Genomic DNA, 16928 nt, shown 5'->3' with positions numbered 1-16928 from the left:
GAAAAGCCTGATACTCTTGGTGGTATCTAACCCATACCACCAAAAACACAACTATCGGATTGGTGTTTTTCGGTTTAAAGAACAAGGTGTAGAAGCATATAAAAAACGTATTTATGACGAGAAAGATAATCTTTACACTCTTATTTTCCCTTTCATTCGTATTCTCTGGAATGCTTTCGGCTCAGACAGCCCAACAAATTGCATTTGTTAATTCCAACGAGATATTGAACGCCCTCCCGGAAAAAGTGAAGGCATCGGAGCAGCTTAATGAGTTGAATAACAACTATAAGTCTGAACTGAAAACGATGCAGGCCGATTATAATAAGAAATATTCCGATTTTATTTCTTATCAGACATCTATGGCCGATAATATCCGTCTTCGCCGTATGCAGGAGCTATACGAGTTGGAGAAGAATATCAACAACTTTATGAAAGTGGCGCAGGAGGATGTCGGAACACAGGAAAAAGAATTGTATATCCCTCTCCGTCAGAGAGTAAAAGATGCTATCTATCAGGTTGGGGTAGAACAAGGGTATATCTGTGTATACGATCTTGCCAACCCGACGATAATATTTGTGACACCTGATGCTGTGGATATTACGCCGCTGGTGAAGAAAAAGTTAGGTATAACGAAATAAAGCATACTGATATAGAGATAAATAATGCTTCTTTTATTAAGGAGCATTTTTTTGTATCTTTGATTTATCTTTATCTATGGAGTTGACAAGTAAACGAGTAAACAAGTAGACAAGTTTATTAGCAATGGGTTTACAAAAGAGAAAGAAAAGTAACTCGATAAAAACATCGAAAATGAATATACTTTTGTTACTTTTTTATTGTCATCCCGAGGGATCTCTTCTTGATTGCGTGACGAGATGCCTCGTATTCACTCGGCATGACAAACATGCTTGCTACTTAGTGAACTTTGTGTAGAATCTTGGTGTCCTCTGTGGTTAAGTAATAAAAAAGTAAACAAGTTGACAAGTAGACGAGTTTATTAGCAATGAGTTTACAAAAGAGAAAGAAAAGTAACTTGATAAAAACGTCGAAAATGAGTAGAGGAATGTTACTTTTCGCCTCTGTATTACTCCGTGAAAAACTCTGTGGTACTCTGTGGTTAAAAAGAAAAGTAACTCGATAAAAATATCAAAAATAAGTAGAGGAATGTTACTTTTTAATTAAAATCGTCTGATAATCAATTGAATAAGATATATGCTGAAGCCGGGAGCAATAGGAGTGTTTGACTCGGGATATGGAGGGTTGACCATCCTGTCTGAGATACAGAAAGTTATGCCTGAATATGATTATTACTATTTGGGTGATAATTCGCGGGCACCCTATGGTCCGCGTTCGTTCGAGGTAGTCTATGAATTTACCTTGCAAGCGGTAGAGGCTTTGTTCGGAATGGGTTGCAATCTGGTAATATTAGCTTGCAATACTGCTTCGGCAAAGGCTTTACGAACAATCCAGCAGAAGAATCTTCCACTCATCGATCCCGAAAAACGGGTGCTGGGGGTTATTCGCCCCACAGTCGAAATTGTTGGTAATATAACGAAAAGCCGCCATGTAGGGGTGGTAGGTACGGTAGGCACTATCCAATCCGAATCTTACCCGATAGAAATAAGTAAACTTTATCCTGATATTCAGGTTACAGGCGAAGCGTGCCCTATGTGGGTTCCGTTGGTCGAGAATGGAGAGTGCGACTCGAAAGGAGCACGCTATTTTGTCAAAGACAGTTTGTTTAAGCTTTTTATCAAAGATCCCCAGATAGATACCCTTATATTGGGTTGTACGCATTATCCTTTGCTTATGAATGCGATTAGGAGTTATATGCCCAACGGTACAAACCTTATTTCGCAGGGAGAATATGTCGCCCGAAGCCTGCGCGATTACCTTAACCGCCATACCGATATGGATGCAGCGTGTACCAAGGGAGGCGCAACCCGCTATTTTACGACTGAATCTCCCGAAAAGTTTGCCGAGGCAGCCAAAATCTTTATGAATAAAGAAATCGGCAAAGTAGAGAAAATAGAATTGGGTAATTGCTATTAACTAAGGGAATACATATTTCCCGGCAGGTTTTTTATCAGGTTTTTCATTTCCATTTCCAACAAGATAGAAAACATCTGATAGACTTGTATTTCCGCTTCACGGGCTAAGAGGTCGATATGAATACCTTCGGGATAGTTTTGGAGTGTATTGACGATCTTTTGTTCTTCCGACGATAAGTCCATAAATAGCTGCTGCTGCCGCGGAACTTTTTTCTTCTTCTGCGAAGCCTCGTCCCAGTTCATTTGTTCCAGAAAATATTGGGTAGACAATAATAAGTCGGCTTTGTGGTTGGCTATTAACTTGTTGCATCCACTCGAATGGGCATCCGTCATTTTGCCCGGAACGGCAAACACGTCGATGCAGTACGAATTGGCTATCTCAGCCGTGATGAGCGAACCGCCTTTATTCGCCGATTCCACAACTATAACCGCATCAGCCATCCCCGCAACGATTCGGTTGCGCCGTACGAAATTGAATCTATCGGGCTCTGTTCCACTTCGGAACTCGGTCAATAATCCCCCCGCGAGGAGCATCTCCTTGGCGGTTTGCCTGTGCGCATAGGGATATATTCTGTCCAAGCCATGCGCTAAGACACCGATAGTTGGCTGGTTGTATTTCAGAGCGGCACGATGTGCATTAATGTCGATTCCATAGGCTAAGCCGCTGACGATTAATACATCGGGGACAGCCGCTGATAGTTCGGAGATAAAGTTATCGCAAAATTGATTTCCGTACGGACTGGCATTGCGCGTGCCGACTATGCTGACGATTTTAGTTTTGTTCAGATCCGTATTTCCTTTGTAATAGAGTAGGATAGGGGCATCGGAACATTCGCGCAGGCGATGTGGATAGTCGCTGTCGTTGACAAAGAAGGTCTCTATCCCGTTGCGAAGGACAAAGTCGAGTTCCTTCTTGGCCCTTTCGAATACTTCGGGATTCTTTATTTCATCGACGGTCTTGTGCGCGATGCCGGGTATAGCTATCAATTCCTTTTGCGAAAGGCTGAATATGGCTTCGGGAGTACTAAAATGCAATAAGAGGTTGCGGGCGGTAATATCGCCTACACCATTTATCTGAGTCAGTGCTATCTGGTAAAGTAGTTGCTCTTCCGAAGTCATATCGGTTTATTTAGGCTTCTTCCGCAAAGGCGTTGAGTACGGGTGTATCGGTAATCAAGCCGTCTTTCATGTGGATGGTGCGGTCGGTTATTCCGGCCAGTTTTTCGTCGTGGGTGACGATGATAAATGTCTGCCCGAGCGTATCGCGCAGCTTGAAAAATAACTGGTGGAGTTCCATCTTATTCTCCGTATCGAGACTCCCGGATGGTTCATCGGCAAGCACAACTGCCGGATTGTTGATAAGCGCACGGGCTACGGCAACGCGCTGTTTCTCGCCTCCCGATAGCTCGTTCGGTTTATGATTGGCACGCGAAGACAGATTCAGCATCTCGAGCAGTTCTTTGGCTCTGGCTTTTGCCTGCGATTCGCTTGTTTTGCCTATCAGGGCAGGTATTATGATGTTTTCGATGGCTGTGAATTCCGGCAATAGCTGGTGGAACTGGAAAACGAATCCGATATTCTGGTTGCGGAAGTCCGACAGTTTGCTGTCCGACATTCTGCTCACGTCACGCCCGTTTATGGAGACGGTGCCTTTATTGGCGCGGTCGAGTGTCCCGATGATTTGAAGCAAAGTCGTTTTTCCGGCACCGCTGGCGCCTACGATGGATACGATTTCCCGTTCTCTGACGGATAAGTCTATACCTTTCAGAACTTCTAATGTTCCGTAATTTTTGGTTATGCCTCTTGCTTCAATCATACGAATATTGGATTTTAGAGCTACAAATATAGGAATAAAATCAGGTAATCGGCTATTTCTTCTTTACCGACCAGCCGAAATGCCCGATATTTTCGCCTAACTTATAGTATTCGCCATGAGAATAGGCGATCAGTTTGGTCTGTTCCAGATGAAATTTGCCGGTTTCGGTATCGATGTATGCCTCGTCGGCGCGTACATTTACCACATCGGCTATAAACATATCATGCGAACCGAGCGATAGTATCTCTTTCACCTTGCACTCTATATTTAAGGGCGATTCGGCTATGCAAGGAGCAGATACGACAGAAGACCGTTCGGGGGTAAGCTTCATTTCTTCGAATTTGTTGTATTCCCTTCCCGAGCGGACGCCGCACCAATCGGTAGCATGCGCCAGTTCTTCCGTAGTGAGGTTTATAACAAACTCCATTGTCCGCTTGATTATTTCATAGGAATGCCGTTCGGGGCGGATGGATACATAACACATCGGCGGATTGGTGCAAATAGTTCCTACCCAACTTGCAGTGAATATATTATAATCTTCTTCCGAACTTCCGCAGCTGATCATGGCTGCCGGAAGCGGATAAATCATGTTTCCCGGTTTCCAGTCTTGTTTCATTTCAGGTTGATATCGTCTTTGTCTATCTTCAGGTTGCAATAGTAGCACTTCAACGTTGTGTCCTGACTATCTATCACATCGAAGCGTGTAGGCATCGGCTCGTTGTTGGTAATACATTTCGGGTTGTTGCATTTCACAATATCCTTGATGATATTGGGCAATACTACCCGTTTCTTCTCTATCACTTCGTAATTGCGGATGACATTCAATACGATGTTTGGGGCGATAACTGCAATCTTGTTGATTTCCTCCTCCTCGAAAAAACGGTCGGTGATTTTGATAATCCCTTTTTTGCCCATCTTTTTACTTTCGAGATTGCAACCGATGGTGATGGGGTTGCTTATCTTATCCAATCCGAGGATGGAAACGACCTTGAATACTTCTTTTGTGGGAATATGGTCTATCACTGTGCCATTACACAGAGCGGCAACTTGTAATTCTTTTCTCTTTTCTGACATGGTGTGTTCTTTTTATTATTCGACCTTTATACCTAATGCGTCACAGATAACAGCTTCGCGGGTGAACATGCCGTTTTTGGCCTGCTCGAAGTAATACGCCTTCGGGCTGTCGTCTACATCCTGTTGTATCTCATTCACACGGGGAAGTGGATGGAGGATGCGCAGGTTGTCTTTTGTCCCTTCCAGCATATTTTTTTTCAGGATATAGACATTCTTTACCTTCTCATATTCCATCAGGTCGGTAAAGCGTTCGCGCTGTACACGTGTCATATACAATATATCGGAGCGCTTGATTACATCAGCCGAAAAATCGGTATACTCTTCGTATTTAATCTTATGGCTGTTACAAAAATCTTTGTAAGTATCAGGAAGCTTTAGCTCTTCCGGGGCTACGAAGATAAAGGTAGGATTGAAATGCGACATACCTATTAATAACGAGTGAACCGTTCGCCCGTATTTCAGGTCACCAACCATCGTGATAGTCAGGTTTTCGAGCGTTCCTTGTGTTTTGTAGATAGAGTATAAATCCAGCATAGTCTGTGTAGGATGCTGGTTGGCTCCGTCTCCGGCATTGATAATCGGCACATTCGATACTTCCGAGGCATAACGCGCAGCCCCTTCGAGGTGGTGGCGCATGATGATGATATCGGCATAATTGTTGACCATCTTGATGGTGTCTTTCAGGCTTTCCCCCTTCGACGAGCTGGTGGTGGCAGCATCCGAAAAGCCGATAATGCGTCCGCCGAGACGGTTGACAGCCGTTTCGAAGCTTAACCGTGTGCGTGTCGATGGTTCGAAAAAGAGTGTAGCACATACCTTCCCTTCCAGTAAGCGTCGGTTGGGGTTCGCATCGAATTTACTGGTCAGTTCGAGGATACGCAGGATATCATCCTTCGTGTAATCGGTAATTGAAACCAAGCTTTTGTTACTCATATCCGTTATGTCAAAAAAAATCCCCGAAAGAAATTAATTCCCGGGGATAAATATATTTATACTATCAAAAAAGTTCTCAAAAAAAGAAAAAGATAACCCAGACGGATAATGTTGCAATGGTGTATATACGTTGCGATTCGTCATGAATAATCTCTTTTAATTTTATCTGTGAACAAAGATACAAAGGTTTTTGAGTTTTTACTTAAAAATGGGGTGACTTTTTTTATTTGTTAAAATATTGGTATGTAGATTGTTGTTAGATTTGTTGATAAAAAAGCGCATTTTTTTGTTTTATGGATGCAGCGTATCGCCATTTTAACAGTCTTACTATTAAATCTAATTCATTTTTTATTTGCTAACAAAACTAAAATTATTAACATGAAAAAAGTATTATTATTTGCATTGAGCTTATCCTTAGCAGCAACAGTTTCATTTACATCATGTTCAGACGACGATCCTTCACTTCGAGAGCAATTTGATTACGCATCGGATAACTACACAGACCTTATGGGAAGCAATCTTAATGCTTATCCAATCTATGGAAAAGTAAAAAGCATTGAAACGAAGAAATATTATGCGACATGGAACTCAGCAACGAACAAACCGAGCGTTTTGGAAACTGATTTGTATGCAAAAGCCTTAACTGAATACAATAAAGATGGCTTCATTGTGAAAGAAACAACTTATGGATATCCTTCTGATGGTTGGAAAGTTGCTACTGTTGTTGATAGAACATTAGATTATAAAAACAGACCGGTATTGGATAAAACTACGACCTATACTTATGGGGCTACTCCAACTACGTATGTTTCGAGGGAAGAAAGAGTAACTTATGATGATGTAAATAAGAAAGCTACAGTAGTAAATGTTCCTTTTGACTCTGATGGAAATGAAGGAGTCGCGATTAAAAGAGTATATAATTTGCTTAAAAATGGCCGCGTTGATCCAAGCTCATATACAGAGTATACAAAAGCAGCCGGAGACGATATGAATAAACCATCATACTCAAAAGACTGGATAACAGATGGTCTTGATAGTCATAAAAACTGGACTATTTTATATCGTAAAGATGTATATCATACATCAAATCCTGTATATACATCTATATCTAACTATTCAACCAGAGATATCGTTTACTATTAATCAATAGTAATAGAATAAATACAGAGAGCAGGAGCGAAATTTTCGCTCCTGTTTTTTTTATGTGTCGGAAATCTATTTCGTCGTGGAATAATGGCTGTTTGTCGCGCAATTATCTACTGTTCGTCTATTAAAAAAATAATGCCTTTGGAATAAACCTACATTTGATGCGAATAAAGATTATTTATCAACTAAATTTTAAATTAAAAGTTTTAACATGAAGAAAGTATTATTATTTGCATTAGGCTTATCCTTAGCAGCAGTTTCGTTTACATCATGCAGCGACGACGATCCTTCACTTACTAAACAATTTGACCATGCATCAGAGAACTATACCGACCTTTTGGGTGGGGTAATCGACCCAAATCAAGGATGGTCTTACGATCCAATATATGGAAAAGTGAAAAGTGTTGAAGAAAAGGAATATAGCAGAACGACATGGAATTCTACAGCAAATAAGCCGGTTGCTTCTGAAGCGGATTTATCGAACAAAATTATAACAGAATATAATAAGTCCGGATTTGTCATTAAGACAACAGATTATGACCTTTATAATGACGGTTTGAAAATTGCATCTGTTGAAGAGTATACATTGGATAGTAAAAATAGACCAATTTTCAGCAAAAGAACGGTTTATACATATTCAGCTTCAACTACAGAATCGTATGTTGACCTTGAGTATACTATAACTTATAATGATAAGGAAAAGAAAGCTACGCGTACGGGAGTATATTATCTTACTGATGGTACGGTATATGGTACGTCTAAAACGGTATTTGATCTGTATAAAAACGGACGCATAAATTATTTATCGTATACGAATTATACAAGGGCTCTCGGCGATGATATGAATACTCCTAATTCATCTCATAACTTGATTAAGGAAGACCTTGATAACCACAAAAACTGGACTGTTGCTTATTACAGAGTTACAGATCACGTAAATAATACAGTAGCCGTTACTGATTATACTACACGAACTATTGTTTACTATTAATCGATAAAATTACTACAAACACGGGGAGCAGGAGCGAAATTTTCGCTCCTGCTTTTTTCGTAGATAAGCATCGAAATTTCGTTTTGAAATCAGACGAAAATAAAGTATCTTTGAGGGATTTTATTCGAATAATGACTATTCAATCAGAGAATTTGCATGTTTCCTGAAGATAAAGAAGAAGAATACAACAACCTGGAAGAGAATGAGACGCCCGAAACAGATGATGTGACGGAAGGTGAGGGGATTGACGCATCTCATTCGGAATATAAAATACCGTTGAAAGATACGGATACACAGACGCACTTGTCGGGCATGTTTCAGAACTGGTTTCTGGACTATGCTTCGTATGTGATTCTCGAACGTGCCGTACCCCATATACATGACGGTTTGAAGCCTGTTCAGCGACGCATCCTGCACTCTATGAAGCGCATGGATGACGGGCGTTACAACAAGGTAGCCAACATCATTGGGCACACGATGCAGTTTCACCCGCATGGCGATGCCTCCATTGGCGATGCTTTGGTGCAGCTCGGGCAAAAAGATTTGCTTGTCGACTGTCAGGGTAACTGGGGTAATGTGCTTACGGGCGACGGCGCTGCCGCTCCCCGTTATATCGAGGCGCGCCTTTCGAAGTTTGCTTTGGAAGTGCTTTTCAATCCTAAGACAACAGAATGGAAGCCGTCGTACGACGGGCGAAATAAGGAGCCGGTAGACCTTCCGGTGAAATTCCCGCTATTGCTGGCACAAGGTGCCGAAGGGATTGCCGTAGGACTTTCGTCCAAGATATTACCGCATAATTTCAATGAATTATGCGATGCCGCTATTGCCCATCTCAATGGGGAGGAGTTTTCGCTCTATCCTGATTTTCAGACAGGTGGTTATATAGACGTCAGCAAATACAATGATGGCGAACGTGGCGGCTCGGTAAAGGTGCGGGCTAAAATCTCGAAGCTCGATAACAAAACACTCGTCATTAACGATGTACCTTATGGGCGGACATCTTCGTCGGTGGTGGAATCTATCCTCAAAGCCAATGAAAAGGGTAAAATCAAAATCCGCAAAGTAGACGACATTACTGCCCAGAATATCGAAATACATATACATCTCGCTCCGGGCGTGTCTTCCGACAAGACGATAGATGCCCTGTATGCTTTCACGGATTGTGAGATAAGCATTTCGCCGAACTGCTGTGTAATCGAAGATAACAGGCCATACTTCCTCACAGTGAGCGATATTCTTCGCCATACGACAGAGAATACGCAGCGTTTGTTGCTGAAAGAACTCGAGATACAAAAGTCGGAGATAGAAGAATCGTTACATTTTGCCTCGTTAGAGAAAATCTTTATCGAAGAACGTATCTATAAAGACAAAGAGTTCGAAAACGCGGCTTCTATGGATATTGCCGTGGAGCATATCGACAAGCGTCTGGCTAAATATAAGAAGAACTTTATCCGTGAAGTTACCCGTGACGATATTCTCCGCCTGATGGAGATAAAGATGGGGCGTATCCTCAAATTCAATTCGGACAAGGCAGATGAGCTGATAGCCAAATACAAAGAAGAAATAGAAGAAATCAAGCATAACATCGAGCATATAGTAGACTATACTATTTCTTGGTTTGTGATGCTGAAAGACAAATACGGAAAGAACTTTCTGCGTAAGACGGAAATTCGCAGCTTCGATACAATCGAGGCGACAAAGGTGGTTGAAGCGAACGAAAAGCTCTATATCAACCGCGAAGAAGGCTTTATCGGTACAGCACTCAAAAAAGACGAGTTTGTAAGTAACTGTTCTGATATTGATGATGTTATCATCTTCTTCAAAGACGGTAAATACAAGGTTGTGAAGGTGAGCGATAAGCTCTTCGTCGGCAAAAACGTTTTGTATCTTGCCGTTTTCCGCCGGAACGACAACCGCACAATATACAATGTAGTGTATCGCAATGGCAAGGCCGGACCTTATTACATCAAGCGTTTTGCTGTGACAGGCGTTACGCGTGACAAGGATTATGATGTTACGCAAGGTGCGGATAATTCCAAAGTTGTTTATTTCAGTGCCAATCCGAATGGGGAGGCTGAAACAATACGTGTAATACTGAAACCGAAGCCGCGTCAGAAGATATTGGTCTTCGAAAAAGATTTCAGCGACATTGCTATCAAAGGCCGTCAGTCGATGGGTAACATCCTGACAAAAGGCGATGTGCATAAAATATCGCTCAAGCAAAAAGGCGGTTCGACCTTGGGAGGGCGAAAAGTCTGGTTCGACAAAGATGTACTCCGTCTCAATTATGATGAACGGGGAACTTATCTGGGCGAGTTTTTCAGCGACGACCAGATATTGGTTGTGACGGAGAACGGCGATTTCTATACGACCAATTTCGATGTCAGCAATCACTACGAGTCGGGTATCCTGCGTATTGAGAAATTCAGTGCCGATAAAGTATGGACGGCTGTCTTGTTCGATGCCGACCAGCATTATGTATATTTGAAACGCTTCACTTTCGAAGCATCCAATAAAAAGCAGAATTTTGTGGGCGAAAATCCCGAATCAAAACTTCATCTGCTTTCGGATGTGGTCTATCCGCGCGTCGAAGTCGTTTTCGGGGGAGGAGATAGCTTCCGTCAGCCGTTGGAGATAGATGCCGAAGAATTTATTGCGGCTAAAAGCTTCAAAGCGAGAGGAAAACGCATATCGACTTATAATGTTGCATCGGTCAAAGAATTGGAGCCGACACGTTTCCCTGAACCGGAAGCAGAGGAAGAGAATCAGTTCCAGGTGCAGATAGACGATGAAGATGATGTCGACAATCGCCCTGTAACAGATATAATAGATGAGATAACCGGCCAGAAATCCTTATTTAACGAAGATGAAGAAACAGAATAGATTTCTCTTTTTGCTGTTGACTTTGCTCTTTTTGCTTTGTGGTGTTGATGCAAGGGCGCAGGAAAATGATGTTCCGGTACTGCCCAATCCGGTCAATAGCGCCACTATGATAGCAATCGGAAATACTAATCTGTACGATACCTATCTTTCACCATTGAAGTATAAAGGTACCTCTATCCGTGTTATGAATGAACGGATGAATCGCCTTTCGTGGTTCGACGGAAAATTCGTTAAACAACAAGTCATAGATTTGGAATTGGCTATCGGAGATAATCCGGCCAAAACAGCATCGGAATACTGGCTGATGCTGAATTACAGGCTTGGCGGACATTACGATATATGGCAGGCAGGCGATTTCAAGTTGCGTGCCGGAGGCATCTGGGATGCTTCATTAGGAGTGCTTTATAACGAGCGCAACGGAAATAATCCGGCATCGGCGCGGGCATATACCAATCTCAATTTTTCAGTCATAGGCATTTATAGCTGGAAAGATTTTACCTTTCGTTGGCAAATGGATACGCCTTTTGCGGGAATTATGTTTTCGCCTCGTTTCGGGCAATCCTATTACGAAATATCGCTGGGCAATTCGGTTGGCAATGTCAACTTTGCATCGTTCCATAATCAGCGGGCGTTGCGGAATTATATTACAGTAGACTTTCCCGTGTGGAAATTCACTGTACGCGCCGGGTATTTAGGTTCGTTCTATCAGACAAAAGTGCATAGCATCAATACGCATACCTATTCCAACAGTTTTGTTATAGGGCTTGTGAAAGAATCTATCAATCTGAGCGGCGGAAAGGCGAAAGATAAGCGCTACATAAACAGTTGTTACTATTAATTTTGCACCGATGGAGGGTAATTTCAGGGAAGTCAGACGGCAAAACAGGATTCTCGATGACGATAAGCGCATCGAAGAATTGCTTGTGTCTGCTGAATATGGCTTTTTGAGCGTTGGCATCACCGAAAATGGTTATAGTTATGGTATCCCGTTCAGTTATGCTTACGATAAGGAATCGAATGTTCTCTATTTCCATTGCGCCCCCGAAGGGCAAAAGTTAGATATATTGCAACATAATAATAAAGTCTCGTTCTGCATTGTTGGTGTTACGAAGCCTGTAGCCAAGCAATTTACAACACTTTACGAGAGTGTAATTGTTTTTGGTAAAGCATCGGTCGGATTGAGCGATGAAGAGAAGCGCAAAGCGCTGCGTTTGCTGGTGAAGAAGTATTCGGCAGGGTATGAGGAACTGGGTGAAACATATATGGAGAAATCGTGGAACCGTACCGAAACATTTAAGATAGATATCGAGCATATTACGGCGAAAGCTAAATATCAATAATATAAATAAATAGGAGTTGTGACTGAGTCAAAAGTATATTTCGATAAAGTGATTCTGATGACCTTGTTGTCAGTGCTTATCTTTTTAGGCTTTAAAGCTATATTGCCGGACAAAATCTTTCCGGAAGTAGATACGACTAATAATAAGAACATTATTATAGACGATATGATGAAAGCGGCGATGGATGCCGAAAAAGAAGGTGGAGCTATAGCCGATACGACCGAAATAGAACCTGATCCGGTGGCCGTCAATCCTATACAGGGAACAGATTCAACAAAGACACAGACGCCAACGCCAACAGAAGTAAAAGAAGACTCATCCGTAAAAGATCCGACCCTGTCGTCGGGTGGATATCGTAACCTGAGCCGTTTCTATGCCAAGTTGCGCAAATTGGAAACAGCAAAATCGGGGACAGTCCGCATAGCTTACTTCGGCGACTCGATGACGGATGGCGATTTGATTGTACAGGATTTGCGTCGCGATTTGCAGGACGAATACGGAGGCGAAGGTGTGGGCTTTGTGGCTATCACATCCCTTTCGGCAAATGGTCGTTATTCTGTATCACACAAATATTTCAAGACATGGAAAACCCAGACGTTCCTCAATACCAAGAAAGAACCGCTATCGCCTTATGGTATATCGGGGCAGGTATTCTTCGGGAATGATTCTACCAAGAGTTATTGGGTGAAGTATAAAGCACAGGGAATCAAACATTCTACTTTGTTGAACAAGCCGACCTTGCTATATGGTAAAGCTAATAACGAAGCGGGCAGCATCGCAATCAAAACCGATGGGCAGGATGCTGTGACTAAAATGCTTACACCGAATAAGTTGCTGAATACGTTGAAGATATCGGATACTAATCCGAAGGATTTGCAGGTCGATTTCCATCATCTTGATTCAATACCTGTCTATGGATTCAATTTTGATAATGGCAAAGGAATCCATATCGATAACTACTCGTTGCGCGGAAACTCCGGCTTGCCGCTGTCAGTCCTCAATGTGCCGCTGATGAATGCTTTCGACAGGGCGTTGGGAGGTTACGACCTTGTTGTCTTACAATACGGAGCGAATGTCTTGAATGACGATGTAGAAGGATATGGCTGGTACACCCGTGGTATGCAGAAAGTGGTGGAGAATCTTCGCCAGTGCTTCCCGAATGCGGATATACTCATTATTTCGACAGCCGATAAATCGTCGAAGATAGAGGAGGAAATGAAGACTTCGCCTGCCGTAGCCCTTTTGCTTGCATCGCAGAAAAAGTGTGCCCTCAATACCGAATCGGGATTCATTAATTTGTATAGCCTGATGGGCGGAAACGGTTCGATGATTGACTGGGTTGCCGAAAACAATGCCGGTGCGGACTATACGCACTTCACGGCGTCGGGAGCTAAGAAAATTGCCAAACTGATACACAAGGATTTAATAAAAGGATATAATCTGTATAAGAAGAATGTGCCGGAAGAAACTGCCGATGAGGATAGCGGAGAGCCGGAAGCAATCGAACAAAAAGCAAATTCGACAACAACTACCAACTAACTGACTGATGAAGCTTGTTTACAAGATACTTATTCTATTGTCTCTTCTTTTGCCGGGTGCATCTCGCATCTGGGCTGTACCTATAAATGCAGATACAGTCGAAACTCCGGCGACAGATAAATATTTTACGAATGAAGAGCAGTTGAAAAGCTTCTTCCAAAAGCTTGCTAATCTCGAAGAACATCGGAGTGGCAAGATAAATATCGTACAGATAGGGGATTCGCATATTCAGGCGGGACATATCTCAGGTGCTATCCGTTCGTCATTGCAGGAGGTTTTTGGCAATGGAGGGCTGGGCTTTTCTTTTCCGTACGAACTGGTGCGGACGAATGGCCCGCGTCATGTGAAATATGTATCGAATGTCGCTTGGGAAAGCTGGCCGAATACACGTGCCATAGGCAATATAGAGATAGGGTTGGGCGGATTTGCCTTGTCGACGAATGTAAAGAATTTTGTCTTGCAGCTATCGACCGATACGGCTCAATTTACCCAAATAAAAATCTTATATCCTACCGAGAAACCGCAATATCGGCTTTCTGTTACGGCAGAACCGTTGAAAATAACTTCGATTGTATCCGCCGGAGGCAAAACGCATAAAATAAGAAGCGGCGAAAGTTTGTCGACCATTGCCCGCAAATACGGGGTGAGTGTGGCTAACCTGAAGAAAGCCAACGGGATGAAAAACAATACGATATATGCGGGGCGTACACTGAAAATACCGTCTAAGAATACGGTGCAGGTGGCCAATGTGAAAATGGACGAGAACATAACATATGTAGAAACCATAGACGAAAGATATTGCTCGGAATATAGCTGTGCAGAACCGGTAAACCGAATTACCGTCTTCCCTAAAGACGGGCACTCCAAATATACTATAAACGGGATTGTTCTTGAAAATGCTTCGCCGGGTATTGTTTATCATTCGATAGGTGTCAATGGCGCCCACATGAGCGACTACAGGAAATACCCGTTATTTTTCGAACAGATAGGGCTGCTCAATCCCGATTTGATAATCGTTTCGCTGGGGACGAACGAATCTTTTGCCCGTATGAATTGTAATGAGTTTATGCGGCAGATGGATGAATTTGTGTCCGAATTGAAGGCATACAGCCAACATGCTACGGTTCTGGTGACTACACCTCCGCCGTCGATGTTTCGCCGTAGCCGGGTTAATACGTATGTAAATGAATATGCAACGGCATTGACTTCGCAGAAAAACTATCCCGCATGGGATTTATATAACCACATGGATGGAGCAGACGGAATCAAGACCGGGCGTTTTGCCTCGATGATTGGGCGGGACAAAATCCATTATACGCAAAGCGGATACGAATTGCAGGGGTATATGCTTGCCACCGATTTTATAAATGCATACAACGAATATAGAGGACAATTGACGAAGTGAGTACATTATTAGACATAACGAACGTTTACCTGCCCGATTTGGTAAATAATTTTGGAGAAACACTTCACGAGTGGTTTACCTATAATCCGAAGAAGCCATTGCAGTTCAATAGTCCTTTGTTCCTGGGCTTGTTTATCGTGACATATATGATATATGTATGGGCACGTACGCCGAGAACGGGCATTCTGAGACAGGTACATCTCGTGCTGGCTGTCCTGCTGACGTTGCTGTCTGTTTATGTATCGGCTAATCTGATGACTGTCCTTTTCCAGACCGACCCTTGGAATGTTCATCTGCCCCGGGCTGTCTATGTTGCACTCTTCTTGGGGATTGCCTCCTGTATCTGCGTTTATATATTCTATCTTATTCGTAATAAGGTATATACGGCGTCTGATTTGTTCCGGTATATATACATCATCGTTTTTTCACTTTTCTTCTATTACAAAGGAGGGGGCAACTATTATGTGCTGCTGCTTATCTGTGCGGTGGTTACTCATTTCCTCTCCAAAAAGATGTACGAAGCCCAAGATACCAAAAAACGAAAGATGTGGCTGGCCTTTATTGTTATTGCCAATCTGGGTATGCTGTCTTACTATAAATACACCGGATTCCTGACGGAAAATATCAATGCTATCTTTAACGGAGATTTGTCATTCGGTACTATATTCCTGCCGATAGGAGTTTCTTTCTTTGTATTCGAGGCGGTCAGCTATGCTGTCGACCTCTATCGCAAGGAAATGGAACCTGCCCGTACGACGCTCGATTTCTGTTTCTACATCAGCTTTTTCCCGAAACTCGTGATGGGGCCTATTATCCGTGCCAAGGACTTCCTTCCGCAGATGTATCAGAAGTTGCAGCTGACGAAGCGCGAGGCCGGCTATGCTATTTTCCTTATCCTTATCGGGCTGATAAAGAAAGCCGTCATTTCGGACTATATATCCAGCAACTTCGTGAACAGGGTATTCGACCCCACTTATACCCTTTCGGCATTCGAAAACCTGATGGGCGTATATGGCTATGCCTTGCAAATATATTGCGACTTTTCGGGCTATTCTGATATAGCTATCGGTTTATCTCTGTTGATGGGATTCACCATACCTGCGAACTTCAATACACCGTATAAATCGCAGTCCATCACCGAATTCTGGCGCAGATGGCATATTTCGCTTTCTTCGTGGTTGCGGGATTATCTGTATATCTCGTTAGGCGGAAACCGAAAAGGTAATTTCCGTACCTACGTCAACCTTTTCCTTACCATGCTGCTGGGCGGGTTATGGCATGGAGCCTCGTGGACGTTTGTTGTCTGGGGAGGGCTGCATGGCATTATGCTTGCCGTCGAACGCTATATCAAAAAGTGGATTCCATTGTCGAGCGAGAAGCGTTTCCCGCGCCTTATACGGGTAGTGGTTACATTCCATTTGGTTGCTTTCTGTTGGATATTCTTCCGCGCCAAGGATTTCGAAACAGCCGGACAGGTTATCTCGAATATTGGTGATTTGACATTCAATCTGCAGGAATGGTGGGCGATTATTCAAATCTATCGCAATGTATTCCTGTTGATGCTTATCGGATTTATTATGGTATTCCTGCCGCAAAAGTTTGTGGACAATCTCCGCGAAGGCTTTATCAATTTGCCGCTTGTCGCTAAAGCAGCAATTATGGGCTTTGTTTTCTGGATTGTTTATGCTACGGCATTGGCTGCTCCTCAACCGTTTATATATACCCAATTTTAAATAAGTCTCTCTCTTAT

The 16928-nt window shown here is 42.8% G+C and carries 15 protein-coding genes; 10 read left to right on the top strand and 5 right to left on the bottom strand.

The genetic code is table 11. The annotated features are described in order from the left end of the window. Positions 1 to 113 precede the first annotated feature (113 nt). Both D0T66_RS02795 and murI read left to right on the top strand, forming a co-directional pair. Positions 114 to 638, top strand: a complete 525-nt coding sequence (locus tag D0T66_RS02795; protein ID WP_163355382.1) for an OmpH family outer membrane protein — start codon at positions 114 to 116, stop codon at positions 636 to 638. 574 nt (positions 639 to 1212) lie between these two features. After that, the gene (gene murI, locus D0T66_RS02790; protein ID WP_163355381.1) at positions 1213 to 2052 is read left to right on the top strand and encodes a glutamate racemase; all 840 of its coding nucleotides are present in this window, start codon (positions 1213 to 1215) and stop codon (positions 2050 to 2052) included. Here murI and dprA read toward each other — a convergent pair. The 5 genes from dprA to pyrB are packed head-to-tail and all read right to left on the bottom strand — an operon-like array spanning position 2049 to position 5874. After that, the gene (gene dprA / locus D0T66_RS02785) at positions 2049 to 3170 is read right to left on the bottom strand and encodes a DNA-processing protein DprA (protein ID WP_163355380.1); all 1122 of its coding nucleotides are present in this window, start codon (positions 3168 to 3170) and stop codon (positions 2049 to 2051) included. The two genes, murI and dprA, sit on opposite strands and share 4 nt — an antisense overlap. Positions 3171 to 3180: 10 nt before the next feature. Further along, complete coding sequence (locus D0T66_RS02780) at positions 3181 to 3867, bottom strand: ABC transporter ATP-binding protein (RefSeq protein ID WP_163355379.1); 687 nt, start codon at positions 3865 to 3867, stop codon at positions 3181 to 3183. 52 nt (positions 3868 to 3919) lie between these two features. After that, the gene (locus tag D0T66_RS02775) at positions 3920 to 4483 is read right to left on the bottom strand and encodes a flavin reductase family protein (RefSeq protein ID WP_163355378.1); all 564 of its coding nucleotides are present in this window, start codon (positions 4481 to 4483) and stop codon (positions 3920 to 3922) included. After that, a complete protein-coding gene (gene pyrI / locus D0T66_RS02770) occupies positions 4480 to 4941 on the bottom strand; it encodes an aspartate carbamoyltransferase regulatory subunit (RefSeq protein WP_163355377.1) in 462 nt (153 codons plus the stop codon). The genes D0T66_RS02775 and pyrI overlap by 4 nt, the downstream gene beginning before the upstream one ends. A 15-nt stretch (positions 4942 to 4956) precedes the next feature. Then, on the bottom strand, positions 4957 to 5874 hold the full coding sequence (gene pyrB, locus D0T66_RS02765; RefSeq protein WP_163355376.1) for an aspartate carbamoyltransferase: 918 nt from the start codon (positions 5872 to 5874) through the stop codon (positions 4957 to 4959). Between the two features lie 378 nt (positions 5875 to 6252). On the opposite strand from pyrB, the gene D0T66_RS02760 reads away from it, so the two are divergent. From D0T66_RS02760 to D0T66_RS02725, 8 genes are all read left to right on the top strand, one after another. After that, positions 6253 to 7017 (top strand): hypothetical protein, encoded by a 765-nt coding sequence (locus tag D0T66_RS02760; RefSeq protein ID WP_163355375.1) that lies wholly within the window; start codon positions 6253 to 6255, stop codon positions 7015 to 7017. A gap of 214 nt (positions 7018 to 7231) precedes the next feature. Next, on the top strand, positions 7232 to 8011 hold the full coding sequence (locus D0T66_RS02755; RefSeq protein WP_163355374.1) for a hypothetical protein: 780 nt from the start codon (positions 7232 to 7234) through the stop codon (positions 8009 to 8011). Between the two features lie 156 nt (positions 8012 to 8167). After that, positions 8168 to 10894 carry a DNA gyrase/topoisomerase IV subunit A gene (locus tag D0T66_RS02750; RefSeq protein ID WP_163355373.1) on the top strand — a complete coding sequence of 909 codons (2727 nt, stop codon included), beginning with the start codon at positions 8168 to 8170 and terminating at the stop codon, positions 10892 to 10894. Beyond that, a complete protein-coding gene (locus tag D0T66_RS02745; RefSeq protein WP_163355372.1) occupies positions 10878 to 11732 on the top strand; it encodes a DUF3316 domain-containing protein in 855 nt (284 codons plus the stop codon). The genes D0T66_RS02750 and D0T66_RS02745 overlap by 17 nt, the downstream gene beginning before the upstream one ends. A gap of 10 nt (positions 11733 to 11742) precedes the next feature. Then, positions 11743 to 12234 (top strand): pyridoxamine 5'-phosphate oxidase family protein, encoded by a 492-nt coding sequence (locus tag D0T66_RS02740; RefSeq protein WP_163355371.1) that lies wholly within the window; start codon positions 11743 to 11745, stop codon positions 12232 to 12234. Between the two features lie 18 nt (positions 12235 to 12252). Continuing rightward, positions 12253 to 13773: a hypothetical protein gene (locus D0T66_RS02735; protein WP_185154805.1), complete on the top strand. Its 1521-nt coding sequence runs from the start codon at positions 12253 to 12255 to the stop codon at positions 13771 to 13773. A gap of 7 nt (positions 13774 to 13780) precedes the next feature. Then, on the top strand, positions 13781 to 15178 hold the full coding sequence (locus D0T66_RS02730) for a LysM peptidoglycan-binding domain-containing protein (RefSeq protein WP_163355370.1): 1398 nt from the start codon (positions 13781 to 13783) through the stop codon (positions 15176 to 15178). Continuing rightward, entirely contained in the window at positions 15175 to 16911 is a 1737-nt protein-coding gene (locus D0T66_RS02725) for an MBOAT family protein (RefSeq protein WP_370520755.1), read from the top strand. Before D0T66_RS02730 ends, D0T66_RS02725 begins: the two co-directional genes overlap by 4 nt. Positions 16912 to 16928 lie beyond the last annotated feature (17 nt).

Source organism: Dysgonomonas sp. 25 (assembly GCF_010501075.1).
GTDB lineage: Bacteria > Bacteroidota > Bacteroidia > Bacteroidales > Dysgonomonadaceae > Dysgonomonas.
The sequence above is the reverse complement of the archived record's forward strand: the minus strand, read 5'-3'. Positions and strand labels throughout refer to the sequence as shown.